The organism is Jejuia sp. G7-7 (genome assembly GCF_055808955.1).
This window is the reverse complement of the sequence record NZ_JBVVSZ010000002.1, coordinates 606,946-628,692: the sequence shown is the minus strand read 5'-3', so window position 1 is coordinate 628,692 and position 21,747 is coordinate 606,946. Positions and strand designations below refer to the sequence as shown.

General features: G+C 32.4%; 15 protein-coding genes and 5 pseudogenes. 15 read left to right on the top strand and 5 right to left on the bottom strand.

Annotated elements, in window-relative coordinates:
• Positions 1 to 16 precede the first annotated feature (16 nt).
• The 11 genes and pseudogenes from AC0L5U_RS13090 (at position 17) to can (ending at position 12,298) form a co-directional block, all read left to right on the top strand.
• Positions 17 to 1,656, top strand: a pseudogene (locus AC0L5U_RS13090) (BatD family protein).
• Positions 1,656 to 2,663 carry a vWA domain-containing protein gene (locus AC0L5U_RS13085; RefSeq protein WP_473416851.1) on the top strand — a complete coding sequence of 336 codons (1,008 nt, stop codon included), beginning with the start codon at positions 1,656 to 1,658 and terminating at the stop codon, positions 2,661 to 2,663. Before AC0L5U_RS13090 ends, AC0L5U_RS13085 begins: the two are co-directional and overlap by 1 nt.
• 5 nt (positions 2,664 to 2,668) lie before the next feature.
• Positions 2,669 to 3,109 (top strand): cytochrome c oxidase assembly factor Coa1 family protein, encoded by a 441-nt coding sequence (locus tag AC0L5U_RS13080; protein WP_473416849.1) that lies wholly within the window; start codon positions 2,669 to 2,671, stop codon positions 3,107 to 3,109.
• 9 nt (positions 3,110 to 3,118) lie between these two features.
• Positions 3,119 to 4,156, top strand: coding sequence for a VWA domain-containing protein (locus tag AC0L5U_RS13075; RefSeq protein WP_473416848.1), 1,038 nt, complete (start codon positions 3,119 to 3,121; stop codon positions 4,154 to 4,156).
• 171 nt (positions 4,157 to 4,327) lie between these two features.
• Positions 4,328 to 5,044: a tetratricopeptide repeat protein gene (locus AC0L5U_RS13070; protein WP_473416847.1), complete on the top strand. Its 717-nt coding sequence runs from the start codon at positions 4,328 to 4,330 to the stop codon at positions 5,042 to 5,044.
• Between the two features lie 28 nt (positions 5,045 to 5,072).
• Positions 5,073 to 6,844 (top strand): annotated as a pseudogene (locus AC0L5U_RS13065) (BatD family protein).
• A 1-nt stretch (position 6,845) separates the two neighbouring features.
• Positions 6,846 to 7,601 (top strand): tetratricopeptide repeat protein, encoded by a 756-nt coding sequence (locus AC0L5U_RS13060; RefSeq protein ID WP_473416846.1) that lies wholly within the window; start codon positions 6,846 to 6,848, stop codon positions 7,599 to 7,601.
• 206 nt (positions 7,602 to 7,807) lie between these two features.
• The gene (locus tag AC0L5U_RS13055; RefSeq protein WP_473416845.1) at positions 7,808 to 8,104 is read left to right on the top strand and encodes a hypothetical protein; all 297 of its coding nucleotides are present in this window, start codon (positions 7,808 to 7,810) and stop codon (positions 8,102 to 8,104) included.
• Positions 8,105 to 8,181: 77 nt separating this feature from the next.
• On the top strand, positions 8,182 to 9,774 hold the full coding sequence (locus AC0L5U_RS13050; protein ID WP_473416844.1) for a SulP family inorganic anion transporter: 1,593 nt from the start codon (positions 8,182 to 8,184) through the stop codon (positions 9,772 to 9,774).
• Positions 9,775 to 9,780: 6 nt separating this feature from the next.
• A pseudogene (locus AC0L5U_RS13045) lies at positions 9,781 to 11,632 on the top strand (SulP family inorganic anion transporter).
• A gap of 24 nt (positions 11,633 to 11,656) precedes the next feature.
• The gene (gene can / locus AC0L5U_RS13040) at positions 11,657 to 12,298 is read left to right on the top strand and encodes a carbonate dehydratase (RefSeq protein ID WP_473416843.1); all 642 of its coding nucleotides are present in this window, start codon (positions 11,657 to 11,659) and stop codon (positions 12,296 to 12,298) included.
• 199 nt (positions 12,299 to 12,497) lie between these two features.
• On the opposite strand, the pseudogene AC0L5U_RS13035 reads toward can, so the two are convergent.
• Positions 12,498 to 13,459: pseudogene (locus AC0L5U_RS13035) on the bottom strand (sodium-dependent bicarbonate transport family permease).
• Positions 13,460 to 13,549: 90 nt separating this feature from the next.
• Here AC0L5U_RS13035 and AC0L5U_RS13030 point away from each other — a divergent pair.
• Both AC0L5U_RS13030 and AC0L5U_RS13025 read left to right on the top strand, forming a co-directional pair.
• On the top strand, positions 13,550 to 13,732 hold the full coding sequence (locus AC0L5U_RS13030; protein ID WP_473416841.1) for a helix-turn-helix domain-containing protein: 183 nt from the start codon (positions 13,550 to 13,552) through the stop codon (positions 13,730 to 13,732).
• A gap of 88 nt (positions 13,733 to 13,820) precedes the next feature.
• Entirely contained in the window at positions 13,821 to 14,477 is a 657-nt protein-coding gene (locus AC0L5U_RS13025; protein ID WP_473416840.1) for a LysR substrate-binding domain-containing protein, read from the top strand.
• A gap of 127 nt (positions 14,478 to 14,604) precedes the next feature.
• Here the strand turns inward: AC0L5U_RS13025 and AC0L5U_RS13020 are convergent, their stop codons facing one another.
• The 4 genes from AC0L5U_RS13020 to AC0L5U_RS13005 all read right to left on the bottom strand — a co-directional run bounded on the left by AC0L5U_RS13020 (position 14,605) and on the right by AC0L5U_RS13005 (position 16,927).
• Complete coding sequence (locus AC0L5U_RS13020; protein WP_473416838.1) at positions 14,605 to 15,036, bottom strand: tellurite resistance TerB family protein; 432 nt, start codon at positions 15,034 to 15,036, stop codon at positions 14,605 to 14,607.
• 885 nt (positions 15,037 to 15,921) lie between these two features.
• A complete protein-coding gene (locus tag AC0L5U_RS13015) occupies positions 15,922 to 16,107 on the bottom strand; it encodes a hypothetical protein (protein ID WP_473416837.1) in 186 nt (61 codons plus the stop codon).
• Between the two features lie 171 nt (positions 16,108 to 16,278).
• The gene (locus AC0L5U_RS13010; protein ID WP_473416836.1) at positions 16,279 to 16,668 is read right to left on the bottom strand and encodes a DUF2459 domain-containing protein; all 390 of its coding nucleotides are present in this window, start codon (positions 16,666 to 16,668) and stop codon (positions 16,279 to 16,281) included.
• Entirely contained in the window at positions 16,619 to 16,927 is a 309-nt protein-coding gene (locus tag AC0L5U_RS13005) for a DUF2459 domain-containing protein (RefSeq protein ID WP_473416835.1), read from the bottom strand. The genes AC0L5U_RS13010 and AC0L5U_RS13005 overlap by 50 nt, the downstream gene beginning before the upstream one ends.
• Before the next feature lie 93 nt (positions 16,928 to 17,020).
• On the opposite strand from AC0L5U_RS13005, the pseudogene mfd reads away from it, so the two are divergent.
• Positions 17,021 to 20,372: pseudogene (gene mfd, locus AC0L5U_RS13000) on the top strand (transcription-repair coupling factor).
• 33 nt (positions 20,373 to 20,405) lie between these two features.
• A complete protein-coding gene (locus AC0L5U_RS12995) occupies positions 20,406 to 21,743 on the top strand; it encodes a TlpA family protein disulfide reductase (protein WP_473416834.1) in 1,338 nt (445 codons plus the stop codon).
• The last annotated feature ends 4 nt before the right edge of the window (positions 21,744 to 21,747 follow it).

Sequence of the window (21,747 nt, the reverse complement as noted above, 5' to 3'; positions counted from 1 at the left end):
TAACGAATTACGATTTATGAATAGAAAAATTTCTGGCTTTAGTCTTCAGGCTTCGGTCATTTTTTCTGTGTTCTTTTTTCTGTGTTCTATTTGTTCGTTCGCTCAGGTTACATCTTCAATAGATTCAACATCAATTACAATTGGCGAACAAATTACCTATAAAATTCAAGTTGAAACTGATTCTACTAATTTGGTGGTTTTTCCAGAAGGACAAACATTTGCACCTCTAGAAATGATAGAATCTTACGCCATAGATACTATCAAAAAGAAAGATAAATTCAGCTTGATAAAAAATATGGCCTCACTCAATTCGATTCTGGAGCTTATACTATTCCAAGACAGCAAATTGTAATTGGCGATAAAACTTTTTTTACAGATTCTTTAAAAGTTGAAGTAAATACAATAGCCATAGATACTACTAAACAAGGGTTGTATGATATTAAACCAATGATTGAAGTTGAAAAACAAGGCAGCGATTGGTGGAAATATCTATTAATTGGGTTGCTTATTATTGGACTAATAGCGGCGATTTTATGGTGGTTTATTTGGCGAGAAAAACCTTTGAGTGAGGAGGAAAAAATAGCATTATTACCACCTTATGATAGAGCAAAATTAGCTTTAAGAAAGCTAGACGATAGTGCTTATTTGCAAAATGAAAATTTAAAAGACTACTATTCTGAATTAACGTTTATCATCAGAAAGTATTTGGATGAAAAAGTATATGATAAAGCATTAGAAAGTACTACAGATGAATTGATTTCGAGGTTAAAACTTCTAAAAGATGGTAATCAGGTAGATTTAAGTCAAGAGGACATTAAAAATCTCGAAAGTATTTTAAAACGTGCCGATTTAGTAAAGTTTGCAAAATCTGCTCCAGATATCGAATTAGCTAAAATTGATAGAGATACTATTGATGTTGAGATAGATCATGTGAAAGAAGCATTGCCAGAACCAACCGAAGAAGAAAAGTTGCTGGATGAAAAATACCGTGAAGAACAAGAGCGTAAACAAAAACGTAAAAAAGTTTGGATTACAGTCGGTTTAAGTGTGTTTTTATTGTTAGTTACAATCACAGGGTTTTCTCTAAAGTTTGGATTTGACTATGTAAAGGATACCATTATAGGTCATGAAAGTAAAGAACTTCTAGAAGGCGAATGGGTAACCAGTAAATATGGTGTGCCGCCAATAACTATTACTACGCCAAGAGTATTAAAAAGAACACCGCCACCAATACCTGAAGAAGCTAAGCAACAAGTAGACATGACCTTGTTTGCTTACGGGAGTTTAATTGATAAGTTTAATGTTGTAGTTGCTACAACCAAAATAAAAAATTTAGGAAAAAATAAAATTGAACTGGACCAAATTAGCGAACAGAGTATAAAAATGATGGAAGCCCAAGGTGTAGAGAATATGCTGGTTAAATCAGATAAGTTTGAAACGCCAAACGGTGCAGAAGGATTGAAAGTACATGGTTCAGGTGATTTCCCGTCGCTAGGTACAGATAAAAAGGAAAAAGGGAATTATATTATTTTAGTTTTTAATGCTGAAAATGTTATACAGCAAATCATGTTAACATGGAAAGAACATGATAATTATGCTGATAAAATAGTAGAGCGTATTTTAAATTCTGTTGAACTTAAAAATGAAGAGGAATAATGTTAGAGGGTATTCAGTTTTTAAATAAAGAATTATTTTGGCTGTTGTTATTGCTGCCAATAGCAATAGCATGGTATATTTTTAAGAATAAAAAGCAAACCGCAGAACTTAAAATTTCAAGTCTAAAAGGTTTTAAAGTAACCAATTCTTGGTTACCAAAATTAAAACATTTACTGTTTCTTTTACGCCTTTTGGCTCTAGGTTTGTTAATTACAGCTTTAGCAAGACCACAAGCAGTAGATGTGTCTACAAAAACAAAAACTACACGTGGAATTGATATTGTAATGGCAATAGATGTGTCCGCAAGTATGTTGGCAAAAGATTTAAAACCTAATAGATTAGAAGCTCTAAAAGATGTAGCTGGAGAGTTTATAAAAGGAAGACCAAACGACAGAATAGGTTTGGTAGAATATGCAGGCGAAAGTTATACAAAAACTCCAATAACCAGCGATAAAGCTATCGTATTGCGTTCATTAAAAAGTATAAAATACAATACAATTATAGAGGGAGGAACTGCAATAGGTATGGGTTTAGCAACATCTGTAAACCGATTAAAAGATAGTAAAGCTAAAAGTAAAGTCATTATTTTATTAACTGATGGTGTAAATAACTCTGGTTTTATAGACCCAAGAACGGCTAGCGGATTAGCGGTGGAATACGGCATAAAAACATATACTATTGGCTTAGGTACAAATGGCATGGCATTATCGCCAGTAGCTTTAGACCCAAGAACTGGGCGTTTTCAATACGGAAGAATTCAAGTAGAGATTGATGAAGACTTATTAAAAGAAATAGCAGATGCCACAGGAGGCAAATATTTTAGAGCAACCAATAATGAAAAGCTAGAAGAAATTTATAAAGAGATAAACAAGTTAGAAAAAACCGAAATCGAAGAGTTTAAATTTTATAATTACGAAGAAAAGTATCGTCCTTTAATTTTACTTGCAGGTATGTTACTGCTTTTAGAATTACTGTTACGATTTACTGTTTTTAGAAGTTTTGTATAGCAAAAATGAACGAATTAATAGAACATAAAAGTTGGATACAACGCCACCGAATATGGTTTATTCCTGTAGTTGTGGTATTGGCCATAATTATTTTTATGTTTTTCAGTTCTGGTCTGGGTGGTAAATTTAAAGATGTTGGTAAAGCCTATACTGAAACGTCACTTTATGATAATGCAATTGAAGCAATAAGAAAAGATAGTGAAGCAATAAAGGTTTTAGGAGAAATTAAACCTACCGATAATTTTGCAATAGCAGAAGGTTATGTTAAGTATTCTGAGGATAATAAAGAAGTAAGATCAACCATCAGAATTAAAGGCACAAAACAAAAAGGGAAACTTGATATTTATGCCGAACGAAATGGAGATAATTGGAAATACAAGGAACTAAAAATTCGAATTAAAAGTATTGATAAAACAATATTCATAATAGGAGGTAAAAACAAATAAACATTATAAATGTATCAATTAGATGAAAAAATATGGTTTTGGGCATTGGGAATTATCCCAGTAATACTGCTATTCTTTTTGGTGCTTCAAATTTGGAAAAGTAAAACTCAAAATAAATTTGCTGATAAACAATTACTCAAAAAATTAAGTCCAGATAAATCATTATTTAAATCTATTTTAAAAATTGGTTTACTCAGTTTGGCATTTTTGTGTTTTACAATTGCATTAGTAAATCCTAAAATAGGTACAAAACTAGAAACCGTAAAGCGAGAAGGTGTAGATATTGTATTTGCAGTTGATGTTTCCAAAAGTATGTTGGCCGAAGATATTGCACCAAACCGACTGGATAAAGCAAAACAATTGGTCACTCAAATCATCAATAACCTGGCTAGTGATAGAGTTGGAATAATTGCCTATGCTGGAAAAGCATTTCCTCAATTACCTATTACAACAGACTACGGATCGGCAAAAATGTTTTTAAATAACATGAATACCGATATGTTATCTTCACAAGGAACAGCAATCAATGAAGCTATAAAACTATCAAAAACTTACTTTGATAATGAAGAGCAAACCAATCGAGTATTAATTATTATTTCAGACGGAGAAGATCATAGTGAAGAAGCTATTTCGGTTGCCGAAGAAGCTTCCGAAGAAGGTATTCGTATTTTTACTATAGGTGTTGGAGATTTAAAAGGTGGTCCAATTCCGTTAAAACGAAATAACGTTGTGGTAAGCTATAAAAAAGATAGTCAAGGCGAGACAGTTATTACTAAATTAAACGAAGAGACTCTAAAAGGGATAGCATCTGAAGCAAATGGAGCTTATATCAACGGTAAAATTACAGATGATGTTGTAGCAAGTATACGCGATATTTTAAATAAAATGGATAAAACCGAATTTGAAGCCAAACAATTTGCTGATTTTAAATCCCAATTCCAATGGTTTTTAGGTTTCGGTATTTTCTTTTTGTTTATAGATATTTTGTTACTGGAACGTAAAACGGCTTGGTTGAAGAAATTGAATTTATTTAATGAGAATTTATAAAATTTTTAACGCACAAAAATCAAGGGTTTTATAACTTAGAAATAAAAAAATGAAACAAATAATAACATCTATTCTAATGTGTTTGGCATTATTATCTTTTTCACAAGAAAAAAATAAGGAACGTTTATTGGCTGAAAAAAGTCAAATAATTACGTCTATGAAGCTAATGAATTGGTAAATGAAGATTTCGTTTCAGCTGAAATGGAATACAGAAAAGCATTATCTAATCAGTCAGATAACATTGCGGGGTTATATAATTTAGGGAATTCATATTACAAAAACGGTAATTTAGAAGAAGCCTTATACCGTCATGAACAAACCGCAAAATTGGCAACTTCAAAAGATGAAAAGCATAAAGCCTTTCATAACATGGGAAATATTCTCATGAAAAACAACAACTGTAAAGAAGCGGTAGAAGCCTATAAAAATGCATTAAGAAATAATCCTTCTGATGATGAAACCCGTTACAACCTTGGTTTAGCAAAAGAGTGTGCTAAAAAACAGGAAGAGGAAAACAAAGACGACGAGAACAAAGACGATAAGGAGGATAAAGACAATAGCGAAGACAAAAAGGACGAAAATAAAGATAACCAAGACGACAAAGATAATAAAGAGGGCGAGGATAAAGAGGATAAAGAGGATAAGAAGGATGATGGTAAAGATGAAGAAGATGAAAAGAAAAAGCCTGAAGATAAAAAGGATGATAAAGGGAAAGGCGATAAAGATAAAGAAGAAAAGAAACAGCCTAAACCACAACAAGGTCAGTTATCTCCTCAACAAGTTAAGAGTTTGTTAGAAGCTATGAACAATCAAGAAAAAAAGGTACAAGAGAAGATGAATGCTGAAAAACAAAAAGGGGTTAAAATAAAAACTGAGAAAGATTGGTAAAAATTTTAATCATTGTTCGTTAATCTTTATGAGATTCATTAATCACATATCCATAATTCTCTTCATACTTGTTTCAAGTATTGCTTCTGCTCAGGTTAAATTTGAAGCAAAAGTGAGCAAGAAAAAGCTTGGTATCAACGAGCGTTTACGTGTGGATTTTGAGATGAATCAAGATGGAGATAATTTTAATCCGCCTAGTTTCTCAGGGTTTACTGTGGTTGGTGGTCCAAACCAATCTGTAAGTAATTCTTGGTTTAACGGTGTGCGTAAGTATAAAAAAACCTATAGTTATTTTTTGGCACCAAAAAAACGAGGAGCATTTACAATAGGTCAAGGTACTATTGTGATAAAAGGCGAAACGTATAAAACTACTCCTGTAAAAATTCAAGTTACTGCAGCTATTGATAAACCAAAAACCCTAACGACCCTAATTATGTTGCTTCCAACAACATTCATTTAGTTGCTGAGGTTTCGAATACAAGCCCATATCTAAACGAAGCGATTACTGTAGTATACAAATTGTACGTTGCTCCGAATACAGGTGTTGATAATTGGCGAGAAATAGATATTCCAAAGTATAACGATTTCTGGAGTCAAAGTATAGACACCAAGGGACAACGTGTGCAAAACGGAACTTATAATGGAGAAGATTATCGCTATTTAGTACTGCGTAAAACCGTATTATATCCGCAAAGAACAGGTAAATTAAACATAGAACCTCTAAGTTTAAATGTATCTGTTCAAGTGCCAACAAATAGGCGAGATATATTTGGAGGTAGACTAATGACAAGGGTTAACAAAACTGTTTCAGCAGGCAACAAGACTATCAATGTTAAACCATTACCAGAAGAAGGAAAACCTGCAGATTTTACTGGAGCAGTTGGAGATTTTACATTTAAAGTTACTACTTCTAAAACAGAGTTGGATGCTACAGAATCTTTACAAGCTAAAGTTGAAGTACGTGGAAAAGGTAATTTAAAATTATTCAATCTACCTAAAATTAACCTTCCTAGTTCTTTGGAGGTTTATGAGCCAGAACATAAGGAAAATGTAAGTACCACAACTCGCGGTATGCAGGGAAGTATTTCTGATAGCTATACCATAGTGCCTCAATATCGCGGTAAATACCCTTTACCAAGTGTTTCGTTTTCTTATTTTGATGTGAAAACTGAAACTTATAAGCGTTTATCTTCTGATGAGATTGTGATTAATGTTTTAGGCGGACCAGTAAATACTGCTTCAGAAGCAAGTAATTCGTCATCAAATACTGTAAAACAAACCGTGGTTACAAATAATAATCAATTTGCTTTTATAAAAACCCAAACCAACTTTTCGCCAACTAAAACCAATCACTTTTTTAAATCTCAGTTATTTTGGAGCTTATTATTAGGGCCTTTTTTAGCCATTCCTATTGCTATAGTTTTTAGAAGAAAAAAGGCATATCGTGATGCTGATGTTGTTGGAAATAAAATCAGGAAAGCTGATAGGTTGGCTAGAAAATATTTGAAAGGTGCGAAGAAACACTTAGGTAAAAAAGAAGCATTTTATGAAGCCTTAGAAAAAGCATTACACAATTATCTAAAAGCTAAATTAAATATAGAAACTAGTGAATTAAGTAAGGATAGAATTGAAGCGTTATTAAAAGAAAGAGGCGTTGAAACCTCTGTTATAAATGACTTTTTATCCATTTTTGAAAACTGCGAATTGGCCAGATATACACCAATTACAAATGTAACAATGCAAGAAGATTATAGTAAAGCCGCTAAAACAATTTCGCTAATTGATAAACAGGCACGTTAAAATGAAAAGGTTTTTATACATATTATTCGTTCTACTAAGTTTCTCAACTATTGAAGCTCAAAACAATCAGCTTTTTGATACAGGGAATAAACTCTATAACGAGGGTAAATATGCCGAAGCTATTGATAAATACATGGCGGTTTTAAAAACTAAAAATCATTCTTCAGAGCTGTATTATAATCTAGCAAATGCGCATTATAAATTAAATAATGTAGCACCAAGTATTTATTATTACGAAAAAGCGTTACAATTAAACCCAAACGATAAGGACATTAAAAACAACTTAGCGTTTGCAAATAACATGACAATAGACGCCATTGATTATTTGCCAGAAGTAGGCTTTTCAAAGTTGATTAAAAACATGACAAATACCTTTCATTTTGATACATGGGCAAAGGTTTCTGTGTCATTAGCAATTTTATATGTTTTATTGGTATTAATCTACTATTTTTCCTATTCGTCTGTAAAAAAGCGTATCACATTTGTTACGAGTATAACATGCTTAATTGCACTTTTTATCACGTTAGCTTTTGCATTTAATAAATACGGATTGGATAAGAAAGACAACCCAGCTATTGTATTTGCTCAAGAAGCCAAAGTGAATACCGAGCCTAATTCTAGAAGCGAAGAATCATTTAGACTACATGAAGGCACAAAAGTACAAGTTATTGATACTGTTGATGATTGGCAAAAAATTAAACTTTTAGATGGGAAAACAGGGTGGATTTCAAGTGAAGATATTAAAATATTAAAATAGAGTCAATTTTTATAAATAAATGAGGTTTTATGCAAAATGACTACCTAAAACACAAGTACTAGGACGTTGTAAATAACTGGAAAAGAAATAAAACTTTCTGATTGAAAAATGGGCAGAATTTCTTCTAGGGGCATAAAAAAATTAAAAGAGTTTTAAAAGCTTCATAAATATGTATTATATTTAGTTTTTTAATAGTATAACCCGCAATGTTAAGAAACACTATCGCCGTTTTATTAGTCTCAATATTCATGCTAATTGTAGTAACGCCTACAGTTATGATTCTTATTGATGATAATATAGATGTTTCTATGATTTATGCAGCTTCAGAAGAAGAGAAGGAGAAAAATCAAGAAAAGAATAACGAAAAAGATTTTATAGTTTTAGAAATAAAGAACCCGATATCTACACATATTATAGGTTTTTGGGAAAACACTTTAGAGTACTGTTTAAAAATGTATAAAAAACCACATATCAAGCTTTCTTTTCCTCCTCCAAAAGTATAAATGCTTTTCTATAAACTCAAATTTCTTACTAACTAAACTGTCAGCCTATTAGGCTTTGGTTTACAATTATTTATTTTATGTTTAAATATTTAAAAAATGATCTCCCTGCTAGTATCGTAGTATTTTTTGTGGCTTTGCCATTATGTTTAGGTATTGCTCTAGCTAGTGGAGCACCACTATTTTCAGGTCTTATTGCTGGTATTATTGGAGGTATTATTGTTGGTTCTTTAAGTGGCTCTAAAATTGGAGTTAGTGGTCCAGCTGCTGGTTTAGCAGCAATTGTACTTACCGCAATTGGTGCCTTAGGTGGCTATGAAAACTTCTTAGTAGCTGTAGTTATAGGAGGTGCTATTCAATTATTACTTGGGTTTTTAAGAGCAGGTATTATTGGATACTACTTTCCTTCTTCGGTAATAAAAGGTATGCTTACAGGCATTGGAATTATAATTATTCTAAAACAAATACCTCACTTTTTTGGAATGGATGAAGACCCTCAAGGAGATTTTGCTTTTCTGCAAATAGATGGAGAAAACACACTAACAGAGCTTTTAAAAGCTATTAATGCCTTAATAAGTGGTAATATTAGTATTGGCGCAACAATTATTGCCATAATAGCCATGACTATTTTGTTATTGTGGTCCAATGTTTTAGTTAAAAAGGGAAGGGTTTTTCAACTTATACAAGGGCCTTTGGTTGCTGTAGTTGTGGGTATTGTATTCTACATTTTAACTAAAGGAGGAACACTTAATATTACACAAAACCATTTGGTTTCAGTACCTGTTCCAGAAGATTTTGATACTTTTTTAGGACAATTTAGTTTTCCGAATTTTTCGGCAATAACTAGAGTAGATGTTTGGATTACAGGGTTTACAATTGCCGTTGTAGCTTCGCTTGAGACTTTGTTATGTGTAGAAGCTACTGATAAATTAGATCCGCATAAAAATGTGACTCCAACCAACAGAGAGTTATTAGCGCAAGGCACAGGTAATATAATTTCTGGTTTTATTGGGGGGTTACCAATTACGCAGGTAATTGTTAGAAGTTCTGCAAATATTCAATCAGGAGGGCGGACAAAAATGTCTGCAATAATTCATGGGTTTTTCTTATTAATTTCAGTAATATTAATACCTAAACTTTTAAATATGATTCCGCTATCTGTATTAGCAGCGGTATTATTTATTGTAGGTTTTAAACTAGCTAAACCTTCAACATTTAAAACAATGTTTAGTTTAGGCTGGAAACAATGGGTGCCTTTTATTGTAACAATTTTAGGAATTGTATTTATAGATTTACTTTGGGGTATTGGTTTAGGCTTAGCAGTAGGTATTACTGTTATATTAATCAAGAGTTTTCAAAATTCACATTTCTTACACAAAGAAGGGGAAGATGTTGACGATGGTAAAATAAAAATGACTCTTGCTGAAGAAGTTACATTTTTTAATAAAGGAGCTATACTTAAAGAGTTAGACCAGTTACCTCATGATTCATTTTTAGAATTAGATGTTAGAAAAACAAGATATCTGGATAATGATATTATTGAAATTCTTGATGATTTTGCTTTTAAAGCAAAAGAACGAAATATTGATATTAGGTTAGTGTCAGAAAGAGGTGTAGTTGAAAACCCTGATAGTTATATAGAGTTTTTTAAATTAAATAAACTTAAAAAATAAGTGTTTTTGAAACAATTATTTTCAAATATAAAAGGAGATGCATTTGGTGGTATTACTGCTGGGATAATAGCTTTGCCACTAGCATTGGCCTTTGGGGTTTCCTCTGGACTTGGACCGGCTGCAGGATTATATGGTGCTATTTTTATTAGCTTTTTTGCTGCCCTTTTTGGAGGTACAAATACGCAGATTTCTGGACCAACTGCTCCAATGACGGCGGTAAGTATGGTAGTGATAGCTACTATTATAGCTGCTAATAATGGCGATGTTACCAAAGCATTACCAATTATACTTACTGTATTTCTTTTTGCAGGTTTACTTCAAGTTAGCTTGGGTATTCTAGGTTTAGGGAAATACATAAAGTACATACCTTACCCTGTAGTTTCTGGGTTTATGACTGCTATTGGAATAATTATTCTAGTAACTCAAATTTTACCATCTATTGGGTATTATTCAAAAGAAGATACCGAATATGTTGAACGATTTAAACCAGCTGTAGAACAAGTTATTTTTGATAGGCAAATTAAAGACACAAGAAATAAAAAGTCTGATAAACTATTAAATCTTCAAGATTACAAAAGTGCAGTATCAAAAGTTGATAATATAACAGATGTAGAGATTTTAGATGAGGCAAAAGTGTTGGCAGGCAGAAACGCTTCGGGTGTTTGGGGTACTTTAAAAATTCTGCCTAGAGCACTTCAAAATATAAATTGGTTAGAGCTCATGTTGGCTTTGGGTACTATTATAATTATTTATGGATTTAAAAGAATTACAAAAGCCATTCCTAGTACTTTTGGTAGCTTTGGTAGTCATGTCTGCAATTGCAGTATTATGCAAATTGAATTATAAACCTATAGCCGAAATCCCTAGTGGTTTACCATTGCCTAATTTGGAAATATTTACTGGGTTTCAGCTAAAAAATATAACACCATACATATTTACTGCATTAACCTTGGCACTATTAGGAGCTATAGATTCTTTATTAACTAGTGTGGTTGCAGATAATATGACCAAAACTAAGCATAAGCCAAATAAAGAACTTATTGGTCAAGGAATAGGAAATAGTATTGCTTCTGTATTTGGGGGTATTCCTGGTGCTGGCGCAACTATAAGAACTGTTATAAATATATCATCTGGTGGAAAAACAAAACTATCGGGTATGATAGCTAGTTTGCTATTATTAGGTATTTTACTCGCTTTAGGCCCCGTTGCTTCCAAAATTCCTGCAGCAGTACTATCTGGAATACTTATTACTGTTGGTATTGGCGTTATGGATTATAAAGGTTTAAAGGCCATACCGAGTTTACCTAAAGATATGGCTATAGGTCCTATAAAAATAAGTTCAGAAGTGCTTATAATGTTTGTTGTATTAATACTTTCTACATTTTGGAATTTAGTATATGCCGTAGGTATTGGGTTGGTATTGGCATCTTTAATTTTTATGAAGAAGGCTGGCGATATTCTTGGTAAAAAATCTAGCGTAAAACAATTAAAGGAAGAACCATGGGATGATGAAACTAATTTTCCTTCTAATCTAAAGGATAAAATTTTATAAAACACATTAATGGGCCATTATTTTGGTTCTACGGGAGATTTTTTACAACTTAAATCCCAACTTCCAGATAAGGCAGAAACTGTTATCTTGAGATTGGATAGAATGGAATATATGGATCAATCTGGACTTTATGCTATGGAAGATATGCTCTACGACCTTACTAAAAATGATGAGCAAATATTATTTGTAGGGATACATGAACAACCTAGATATATGATGGAACGTATAGATATTATACCTGACCTTGTATCCAATGAGCATATTTTTGATACCTTTAAGGAATGTCTAGATTGGATTAAAAAATAACATTAATAAAAAAACATATTAAAAATGAAAAACACATATTACAATCAGTTATTAGTAAATAACAAAGAGTGGGTAGAGGAAATGACCAAGAAAGATAAAAACTATTTTAAAGATTTATCTAAGGGACAAAAACCCCCAGTATTATGGATTGGTTGTGCCGATAGTAGAGTGCCAGCTAATGAAATTACAGGAACTCATCCTGGAGAATTGTTTGTACATAGAAATATTGCAAATATGGTAGTGCATACTGATATGAATATGTTAAGCGTATTAGATTATGCTGTAAACCACCTAAAAGTAGAACATATTATTGTTTGTGGACACTATGGTTGTGGAGGTGTTGCAGCTGCAATGCAAAACAAATCTTTAGGTTTGATTAATAAGTGGGTAAGAAATATTAAAGAAGTTTATAAAGACAATAAAACTGAACTTAAAAAGATTGATGATGATAAAAAACGTTTCGATCGTCTTGTAGAATTGAACGTAAAAGCCCAAGTGTATGATTTAGCAAAAACATCTATTGTACAACAGACATGGAAAGATGGAAGACCGCTAGAAGTTCATGGTTGGGTATATGATTTAAAAGATGGGATTATCGACGATTTAAAAGTATCAATGGATAGTCCACAACATTTAGACGATATTTTTACTTTGGATTTAGATTAGTTTTAATTTAAACTCTTAATCGCGTTAGGGATAGTAGTGGAAAGCTCACAGCCCGACGAAGGAGGTGTGGTAACTGTAACGGATAGTCCGACTCCTTTTTGGGGTAACGCCCAAATTTTTAAAGCTATTTTATTGAATTGAAAAGCCATCATATTTAAAACTTGATGGCTTTTTTGTTTTTCTGTTTGTAAAGTAACAGCTATGTCATTTGTATAAAAGCGTAGTAAATTGGCATCCCTAATGTAATATTGAATGGAAAAGTAATTCCTAGTGCCATTGGGATATATATACCTGCATCGGCTCTAGGTTCTGCCAGTTTCATGGTTGCAGGAACAGCGATATAGGACGCACCTGCGCCAAGTATTGCAAACAATAATCTGTTTCCAATACTTTCTGTGATGAAACCACTTAAGTAAGCCACAATTAGGCCGTTTATGAGTGGGACTATTATTCCGAAAGCGAATAAAAAGAAACCATATTGTTTAAAACCTTTAATTCGTTTTGCGGTTACCATACCCATTTCTAGTAAGAATAAGGATAGAAAGCCTTTAAAAATATCTGTTGTAAAAGGCTCGATACCTCTGGCTTGAGTAGCATCGGCAATTAATCCAATAATTAAACTTCCAATTAACATTAATACACTTCCGCCTGTTAATGAATGTTTTATTAAAGAGGGAATGGATTTGTTTTTGGTTTTAGTTGAATCATAAAGCATAATTAAAATTACGCCAACAATAATAGCAGGCGATTCCATAATGGCCATTATAGCTACCATATGTCCACCAAAACTAATGCCTTGGTTTTCTAGAAAAGAGACCGCAGTTACAAAGGTTACAGCACTTACCGAGCCATATGCAGCTGCAATAGCACCTGCATTGGGTACACCTACCTTTTTTTGAGAGCAAAAAAAGTATATAAAGGAACCAGACTTGATAGCACTATAGCAAATATGATAGAGTATAAAATTTCAGAGTTAAAGTCGCTATGCGATAACTCTTGTCCACCTTTAAAACCAATGGCAAATAATAAATAGAGTGAAATAAATTTAGAGGAGTTTTCAGGGATTTTTAAATCACTCTTTAAAACTGTGGCTAATATTCCTAAGAGAAAGAACAAAAGTACTGGATTAGTTAAGTTGCTAATAAGTACATCTATATTCATGAGGTTATTTTTTAAAGTTCGGGGCAAAAGTATTTTAAGTTATTCATATATTTTTATTTAAATTTGTTATCAAACACATAAAAAATATTAATGAATTTCACGTTACATCAATTAAAAGTATTTAGTGTTATTGTTGAAAACAAAAGCATTACTAAAGCAGCAGAAGAGTTAAACATGACGCAACCAGCAGCATCAATTCAACTTAAAAACTTTCAGGATCAGTTTGATATTCCTTTAACCGAGGTTCTTTGGGAGACAACTATACGTAACTAATTTTGGAACTGAAATTTATAACATAGCAGAATCAATATTAAACCAAGTAGGTACTATAGATTATAAAACCCAAGCCTTTAAAGGCTTATTGTCTGGAAAGCTAAGAATATCCGTAGTATCTACTGGAAATTATGTAATGCCTTATTTTTTAAATGGCTTTTTAAAACAACACCCAGAAATAGATTTGGTATTGGATGTTTCTAACAAAACAAATGTTATTAGAGATTTAGAACAAAACGAAGTCGATTTTTCATTAGTAACCATAAGTCCTAAACATTTGGATTTACACGAGGAGCATATTATGGCAAATAAACTACACTTAGTAGCTGCAACAAGTAATAGTTTAAATATTAAAAAGATTGAAAACAAATCAATTTTTACTAGAATACCTTTAATCTACAGAGAAGAAGGTTCTGGCACGCGTTATACCATGCAGCAGTTTTTTGCTGAAGAACATATAAAGCCAAAAATAAAACTAGAATTAACCACCAACGAAGCTATAATACAAGCGGTGGTGGCAGATATAGGTTTGTCTATAGTTTCACTATTAAGTATTAAAAACGAATTATTTCAAAATGAGTTAAAAATTATTCCAGTAAAAGGACTCCCACTAGAATCGCAATGGAAATTAATTTGGTTAAAGAAAAAGAATTTATCTCCAGTAGCTTTAGCCTTTTTAGATTATGTAAGGCAAGAAAAAGATAAGGTTTACAACGATTTTTTTAAGTGGATGGAGCAATATTAATTCATTGTATAACTGTATCTAAAAACTTTTACCAAGTATCATAAAACAAAAAACCAGAACATTGATGTGTTCTGGTTTTTTTATGTTTAAAAATAGTGCAAATCCAATTTAAGACAATGCAATATAATTATCTATTCATATTCTTAATCTGGTCTACAAAATCATCCAAATCAGCGCCGTTGTTCACTAGCGTTAAGGCTTTGTCAATAATGTATTTCACGTTAACCGCATGAAAACCAAGCCCCACAGCAATCTTCTTTAAAAGTGAATATTCAGAATCCCCTTTAATATTATCAACATGTACCATTCTAACCAAATCATACAAACGCTCCAAACGTAAATCGTAAGATACAGGTGGGTTAATCGGGTGCGAATTATAATTCTTTAAAATAGCCTTATAATCTCCCTCTCCAATTTCAAGCCTTTGCGCAAGTCTATCTAAAAACTCTTGCTCTTCAGTAGTAATAATTCCATCATCCATTGCTACACGAACAATTGCAGCAAAATGGCTCTCATTACGCTTTTTAAACCCACTATCAAATAAATTTGAAAACGACATATATTCTCTTTTTTTTAATGCTGCAAACCTACATATTTTTTTTAAGAATTTAAACTGAAAAGATTTAATTTTTTGGGCGTCACCACAAGGTTCGGGCTTTATTCATTGGTTGATATTTAAAAATTAAGTATTCATGAATGTAAACATTTCGGCAGTCGCTGCCTCCTGAGTCAGGGAGCTTCAACAAATGCCTCAATCCCTAACGCACTTGTTTGCTAGCTTGTCCCCTAAACCAAAAGGTGTTTATTTTTAGAGAGGTTCGTTTTTTTGAGCGCAGGCAAATTGTTTACATAGGAAGCAAAATTATATTGATTATGCTTTTTATTAGAGAATTATTTAATAATTGCGATTTTTGGTTAAAATAATCGTAAAAATTATTGATAATTCGCCGAATTTAACATTGTATTGTAGTACATTACAATTTATTTTTATTAATTTGTAACAACAAAAAAACGCCAGTACTAAGAATACTGACGTCTAATTTGGGTGTATTATCTAAGCGTTACACGTCTAGTAATACGAATTGTTCGAGTGATTCTAACCGTCCTAGACGGAATACGAATCGTTCTTCTGACTGTTGTCATTTGAATGTCGATTTTAAATTAAACAAATGTCGGAGACGGACTTTCCTAATCCCAAATGGTGTTAGTTTGGTGTTGACCTGTAATGAGGTTTTACCTTTTTACCATTCCTTTGTGTGGGGCTACGTACACTTTTTTCTTGCCCTCGCCAGTTTTGGCCATAATATTGGAATTTAAGTTAATACTCTTCTTAACATCAAGCTGTAAGAACTCAGCTAAAACCCTTGTTACAGCAGGGGTTTTTATTTTAATTCATTCATTTTCATTTAGTTTAAAGGGCACTATTTCTAGCACCCTTGATTTTTTAAGCATTTAATCCAATACCTCGGTAATGTTTCATACCAAGTCTCATTAATGTTTCAGCCATGTTATTGAAATTACGATTATTGTCCTCTGCGAGGTCTTCAATCTTATCAACAACATCTTTCTTTAGTCTAAGTGTTTTAGACTCCGTCGGGGGTTTTGGTGTTACATCCGGATTTTTTTTCATACTGACTTATAGAAATTAGTTTTAATTAAAATAAAGTTAGATAAAAATTGCATTACATAGTGGTGCAAAATAAAAACCTTTTCAACAAGTTTTTAACAATCAAAATTTCATCCGTAAACAAGCTAAAAAAGAATAAAGATAATTCAGATGTTAGTATAATGAGTAAGCTTTTTACTCATATTTGCCAATCAATCCAAAATCAAAAGGCGTCCAAAAACAAGCTTTTAAGCCAGATGCTTTAAATCCGCTATTTACCCATGAGTTGCAGGTATTAAAACAAGAATAACTCCCGTTAGCTTTATAAAAATTATCATTAAAACTGTACGATATATCGGGTAATATAATTTTATCAGCGTTTTCGTCTATATAAAAGGAATCTAAAATATATTGGTTTAAACCTTTCAATTCTGATTTACTTATTGGTATTTCAATCCAAGGACTTCCAATCGATTTATATCTAGTTAAATGTATTAAAGTAGTACTCTTTAAAAATAGAGCAGAAAAGGCATTTTTAAAAGTTAAATCGCCCCAAGTAGGCGTGTTGATGTAAAAAATTCTCATCGCCCCAACCAAAAGAGACATATGCTTCATTGTCTAATATCAATAAGTTTTTTAAAAGTGCAGTATCAATATCCTTTTTCTGAAGCACGATATCTAAATGGACACCATTTGTATTTAAATAGATTTTACTGTAATTTTCAGATTCAGAATTTACCTTATCTTCTGTTATTGCTGTTAGAGCAAGAGATATGATTAAGTATAACACAGGAAGCGCTAAAATATATAATACCCATCTAAATATTTTTTTAAGAGTTTTCAAGATTACTAATAATTAATAATAACAAGCTAATTTACACTTAATAGTTTTTAAAATAATCCTAAACCGTATATTTGCACTTCAAAACATAATTAGGTGAGTAAAACCCTTATCTCTCAAACCTATTTACAGACTTTGCAAACGCAAAATCTGCAAACTGCTATTGCCCAACCTCAAAGTAAAACACATGTAAAAGGGTTAGTAGGCTCCTCATTTTCATTTGTAATTTCAAGTATTTTTAAAGAAGCTCAAAAACCATTTTTATTAGTTTTTGATGATAAAGAAGAAGCGGCGCATTACCTAAACGATTTAGAACAATTATGCGGCGAAAAAGATGTGTTGTTTTACCCAGGAAGTTACCGCAGACCTTATGAAATAGAAGAAACCGATAATGCAAACGTATTATTACGTGCCGAGGTTTTAAAACCGCATTAATTCGCAAAAAACCTGCCATAATTGTAACCTATCCCGATGCTTTATTTGAGCAGGTGGTAACAAGAAAAGAACTGGAACGACATACGCTTAAAGTTGGTGTAAACGATAATTTATCTATTGATTTTGTTAACGAAGTCTTGTTTGAATATAAATTTAAACGTGTAGATTTCGTGACTGAACCTGGAGAATTTTCAGTACGTGGCGGTATTGTAGATGTTTTTTCATTTTCACATGATGAACCATATAGAATAGAGTTTTTTGGTGATGAGGTAGATAGTATTAGAACCTTTGATGTTGAAACGCAATTATCCATAGAGCAGATAAAAAAAATCAATATTATTCCTAATGTTGCCAATAAATTATTGGAAGAAAGTCGACAAAGTTTTTTAAAATATATTGCGCAAAAAACAGTCATCTGTTTAAAAAATGCTGACTTATTATTTTCTAGAATTGATGATTTTTATACCAAAGCAGAAGATGCATTTAAATCACTTTCAGAAGATATTAAACATGCCGAACCTCATGAGTTATTCTGTAATTCGGAATTACTAAAAAAACAATTACTTGATTTTTCTATTATTGAGTTTGGTGGTTCTGCTGTCATGTCGAAACAAAGTGAGACATCACATCACATAGAATTTAACACCACACCGCAACCTGCATTCAATAAACAATTCAATCTACTAATTGAAGATTTAAACAACAATCACGAAAACGGTTATAAAAATTACATTGCTTGCGTAAGTGAACAACAAGCAAAACGCTTCCATGATATTTTCGATGATTTTAACCTTGATGTTAAAGAGTATCAAACTGTTATTATATCATTACACCAAGGATTTATTGACCATGGTAATAAAATAGTTTGTTACACAGATCATCAAATTTTTGAACGCTACCATAAATTTCATCTTAAAAATGGCTATGCAAAAAAGCAAGCTATTACTTTAAAAGAACTTACCAATTTAGATATAGGCGATTATGTAACCCATATAGACCATGGTATTGGGCGTTTTGGCGGACTTCAAAAAATTGATGTAGAAGGCAAAAAGCAAGAAGCCATAAAACTGATTTATGGCGAGCGTGATGTCTTGTATTTAAGCATTCATTCGCTTCATAAAATCACCAAGTTTAATGGTAAAGATGGCAAACCTCCCAAGATTTATAAATTGGGGAGTACTGCTTGGAAAACCCTAAAACAAAAAACCAAAGCACGTGTAAAACATGTGGCGTTCAACCTCATAAAACTCTACGCAAAACGTAAAACCGAAAAAGGCTATCAGTACAACCCTGATAGTTATATGCAACATGAGTTGGAAGCCTCGTTCATCTACGAAGACACTCCAGACCAAAGTACAGCTACAGCTGATATTAAAGCTGATATGGAAAGTGAACGCCCAATGGATAGACTGTGTGTGGAGATGTTGGTTTCGGTAAAACAGAAGTCGCAATTCGTGCAGCGTTTAAAGCTGTCGATAATGGTAAACAAGTTGCTGTTTTAGTGCCAACAACTATATTGGCATATCAACATTCTAGAACCTTTAAAGAACGTTTAAAAGAATTCCCTGTTACGGTAGATTATGTTAACCGATTTAGAACCGCCAAAGAAAAACGCGAAACTTTAGAAGGTTTGGAAGCAGGAAAAGTGGATATCATCATCGGAACACATCAACTAGTTAACAAAAATGTAAAATTCAAAGATTTAGGCTTATTGATTGTTGATGAAGAGCAAAAATTTGGCGTAGCCGTAAAAGAAAAATTAAAGACCTTAAAGGATAATGTGGATGTGCTAACTTTAACCGCTACACCAATCCCAAGAACGTTGCAATTTAGCTTAATGGCAGCTCGTGATTTATCGGTAATTACTACACCGCCTCCAAATCGTTACCCTATTGAAAGTCATGTCATTCGGTTTAGTGAAGACACTATTCGTGATGCTGTGAGTTATGAAATTCAACGTGGTGGGCAAGTTTTTTTTATTCATAATCGCATAGAAAACATAAAAGAAGTTGCTGGTATGTTGCAACGTCTAGTGCCAGATGCTAAAATTGGTATTGGTCATGGACAAATGGATGGCAAAAAACTAGAACAACTCATGCTTCAATTTATGGATGGGGCTTTTGATGTTTTGGTAAGTACAACTATTGTAGAAAGCGGATTAGATGTGCCAAATGCTAATACCATTTTTATAAATAATGCCAATAATTTTGGTCTGAGTGATTTACACCAAATGAGAGGTAGAGTAGGACGTAGCAATAAAAAGGCATTTTGTTATTTTATCACACCAGAATATTCTGCAATGACAGATGATGCTAGAAAACGTATTACAGCTTTAGAGCAATTTACAGAATTAGGAAGTGGTTTTAATATTGCGATGAAAGATTTAGAAATTCGTGGTGCAGGCGATTTACTGGGTGGCGAACAAAGTGGTTTCATTAATGAAATTGGATTTGATACCTACCAGAAAATTTTAAATGAAGCTATAGAAGAGCTTAAAGAAAACGAATTTAAAGACCTCTATAATGAAGGTGAAGCGGATAAAGTGTATGTAAAAGATGTAACTATCGATACCGATTTTGAGTTGCTATTTCCAGATAATTACGTCAATAATATTGCTGAGCGATTAAGCCTGTACACGCAACTCAATAATTTAAAAACAAAAGAAGAATTAGATAAATTTGAGACCGAATTGATTGATCGCTTTGGAGAATTACCAAAACAAGTGACCGATTTATTAAATAGTGTCCAAATAAAGTGGTTAGCTACCAAAATTGGATTTGAAAAAGTTATTATGAAACAAAATAAACTGATAGGTTATTTTATTAACGATCAGCAAAGTAGTTTCTATCAAAGTGGTAATTTTACAAAAGTATTACAGTTTGTACAAAAACACCCAAACGTTTGTAAAATGAAAGAGAAACAAACCCGAGTAGGTTTACGTTTATTACTCACTTTTGATACTATAAAATCGGTAAAACAAGCATTAGAAGCTTTACAGCCTATTGTGGCTTAATTATTGTTTTAATAAAATAAATAAAATAGCACTTTGAAACAGTTACTTTTTTTAGCACTTTTTTTACCAACACTTCTTGTTGCACAACATAGTATTAAAGGCACGTTTGCCCCAGCTGGAGAATTTGAAATGGCATTGTTGTACAAAGTAGAGCCAACTCACTCCAATTACATTGCCAATTCTAATATAGAGCCTGATGGTAGTTTTGAGTTTAAGCTAGATTCTACTGTAACCAAAGGTATGTATCGCATCACATACGCTGTCCCTCAAGAAGAATACAATTTTGATGTAATTTATAATGCTGAAGAAGATGTAGAACTAACGTTTAATTCTGAAACTGGTGTAGAATTTTTAGCTTCCAGAGAGAATAAATTGTTAGAATCTTATACCAATAGCATGCTTATGATTACCAGCACTATTGGTAATTATTTTAGAGACGAAAACAAAGAAAAGGATACCTTGGCATTAGCGGCTATTTTTAAAACCCAACGTGAAACTCAAAAGGGTTTTGAAGAAGCTTCAAAAGGCACAATTGCATCTCATTTTATAAAAGCGAACAAACCATTTGTGCCAAAACAAATTCCAGATGTAAAAACCTATGTAGAACAATTAAAAACGCATTATTTTGATGATGTAGATTTTAATGATTCCATCTTACAACGTTCTGAATTTTTAACAGAGCGTATGCTGAATTATATATTTGGATTGTCTTCTGAAAAAGAAGATGAAACAACCACGTATAAACAAAATATTACTGTTTTTAGCAAAGTAATGAAAGACGCTCCGCTAACAGTAAAAAAGTCTTTATATACCGATTTATGGGAACAGATGGTGGATTTAAAGTTAGAATCTGTTGCCAATTTTATTGCTGAAACCTATTTGATGGATTTGTGTGTTGAGTTAAACGATCAACAATTATTAGCAGCATTGATATTGTACAAAGATATGTCGTTAGGAAATCAGGCTCCAGATTTTTCTTTAGAAATAGCGGAGAAAGAAAGAACGATTACAAAAAAATTGAGTGAACTAGATTTAGCTGAAAATTACATCATTACCTTTTGGAGTAGTACCTGTTCGCATTGTTTAGAAGAAATTCCACAACTGCACGAATTTGCTAAAACCTTTGAGAAAGGGAAATTAAAAGTTATCGCAATTGGTTTAGAAGATGAACCTTATGGCTGGAATACTTTAACTTATGATTTTCCTGAATTTATTCATGTTTACGGTAAAGGAAAATGGGATAATGAAATAGGTAATAGTTACGGCGTTACTGCCACGCCAACTTATTTTATTTTAGATAAGGGTAAAAGGATTGCTGGTAAACCAATTGATTATGAAGCATTGAAGCAATTTTTTGAAGTTGAAGATTAATCTA

Coding starts and splice junctions, on each gene's coding strand:
- AC0L5U_RS13060 (WP_473416846.1), top strand. CDS start 6,846: ATGAAAAGGTTTTTATACATATTATTCGTTCTACTAAGTTTCTCAACT.
- AC0L5U_RS13085 (WP_473416851.1), top strand. CDS start 1,656: ATGTTAGAGGGTATTCAGTTTTTAAATAAAGAATTATTTTGGCTGTTG.
- AC0L5U_RS13020 (WP_473416838.1), bottom strand. CDS start 15,036: ATGTCGTTTTCAAATTTATTTGATAGTGGGTTTAAAAAGCGTAATGAG.
- AC0L5U_RS13015 (WP_473416837.1), bottom strand. CDS start 16,107: ATGAAAAAAAATCCGGATGTAACACCAAAACCCCCGACGGAGTCTAAA.
- AC0L5U_RS13010 (WP_473416836.1), bottom strand. CDS start 16,668: ATGAGAATTTTTTACATCAACACGCCTACTTGGGGCGATTTAACTTTT.
- AC0L5U_RS13075 (WP_473416848.1), top strand. CDS start 3,119: ATGTATCAATTAGATGAAAAAATATGGTTTTGGGCATTGGGAATTATC.
- AC0L5U_RS13055 (WP_473416845.1), top strand. CDS start 7,808: ATGTTAAGAAACACTATCGCCGTTTTATTAGTCTCAATATTCATGCTA.
- can (WP_473416843.1), top strand. CDS start 11,657: ATGAAAAACACATATTACAATCAGTTATTAGTAAATAACAAAGAGTGG.
- AC0L5U_RS13080 (WP_473416849.1), top strand. CDS start 2,669: ATGAACGAATTAATAGAACATAAAAGTTGGATACAACGCCACCGAATA.
- AC0L5U_RS13050 (WP_473416844.1), top strand. CDS start 8,182: ATGTTTAAATATTTAAAAAATGATCTCCCTGCTAGTATCGTAGTATTT.
- AC0L5U_RS13030 (WP_473416841.1), top strand. CDS start 13,550: ATGAATTTCACGTTACATCAATTAAAAGTATTTAGTGTTATTGTTGAA.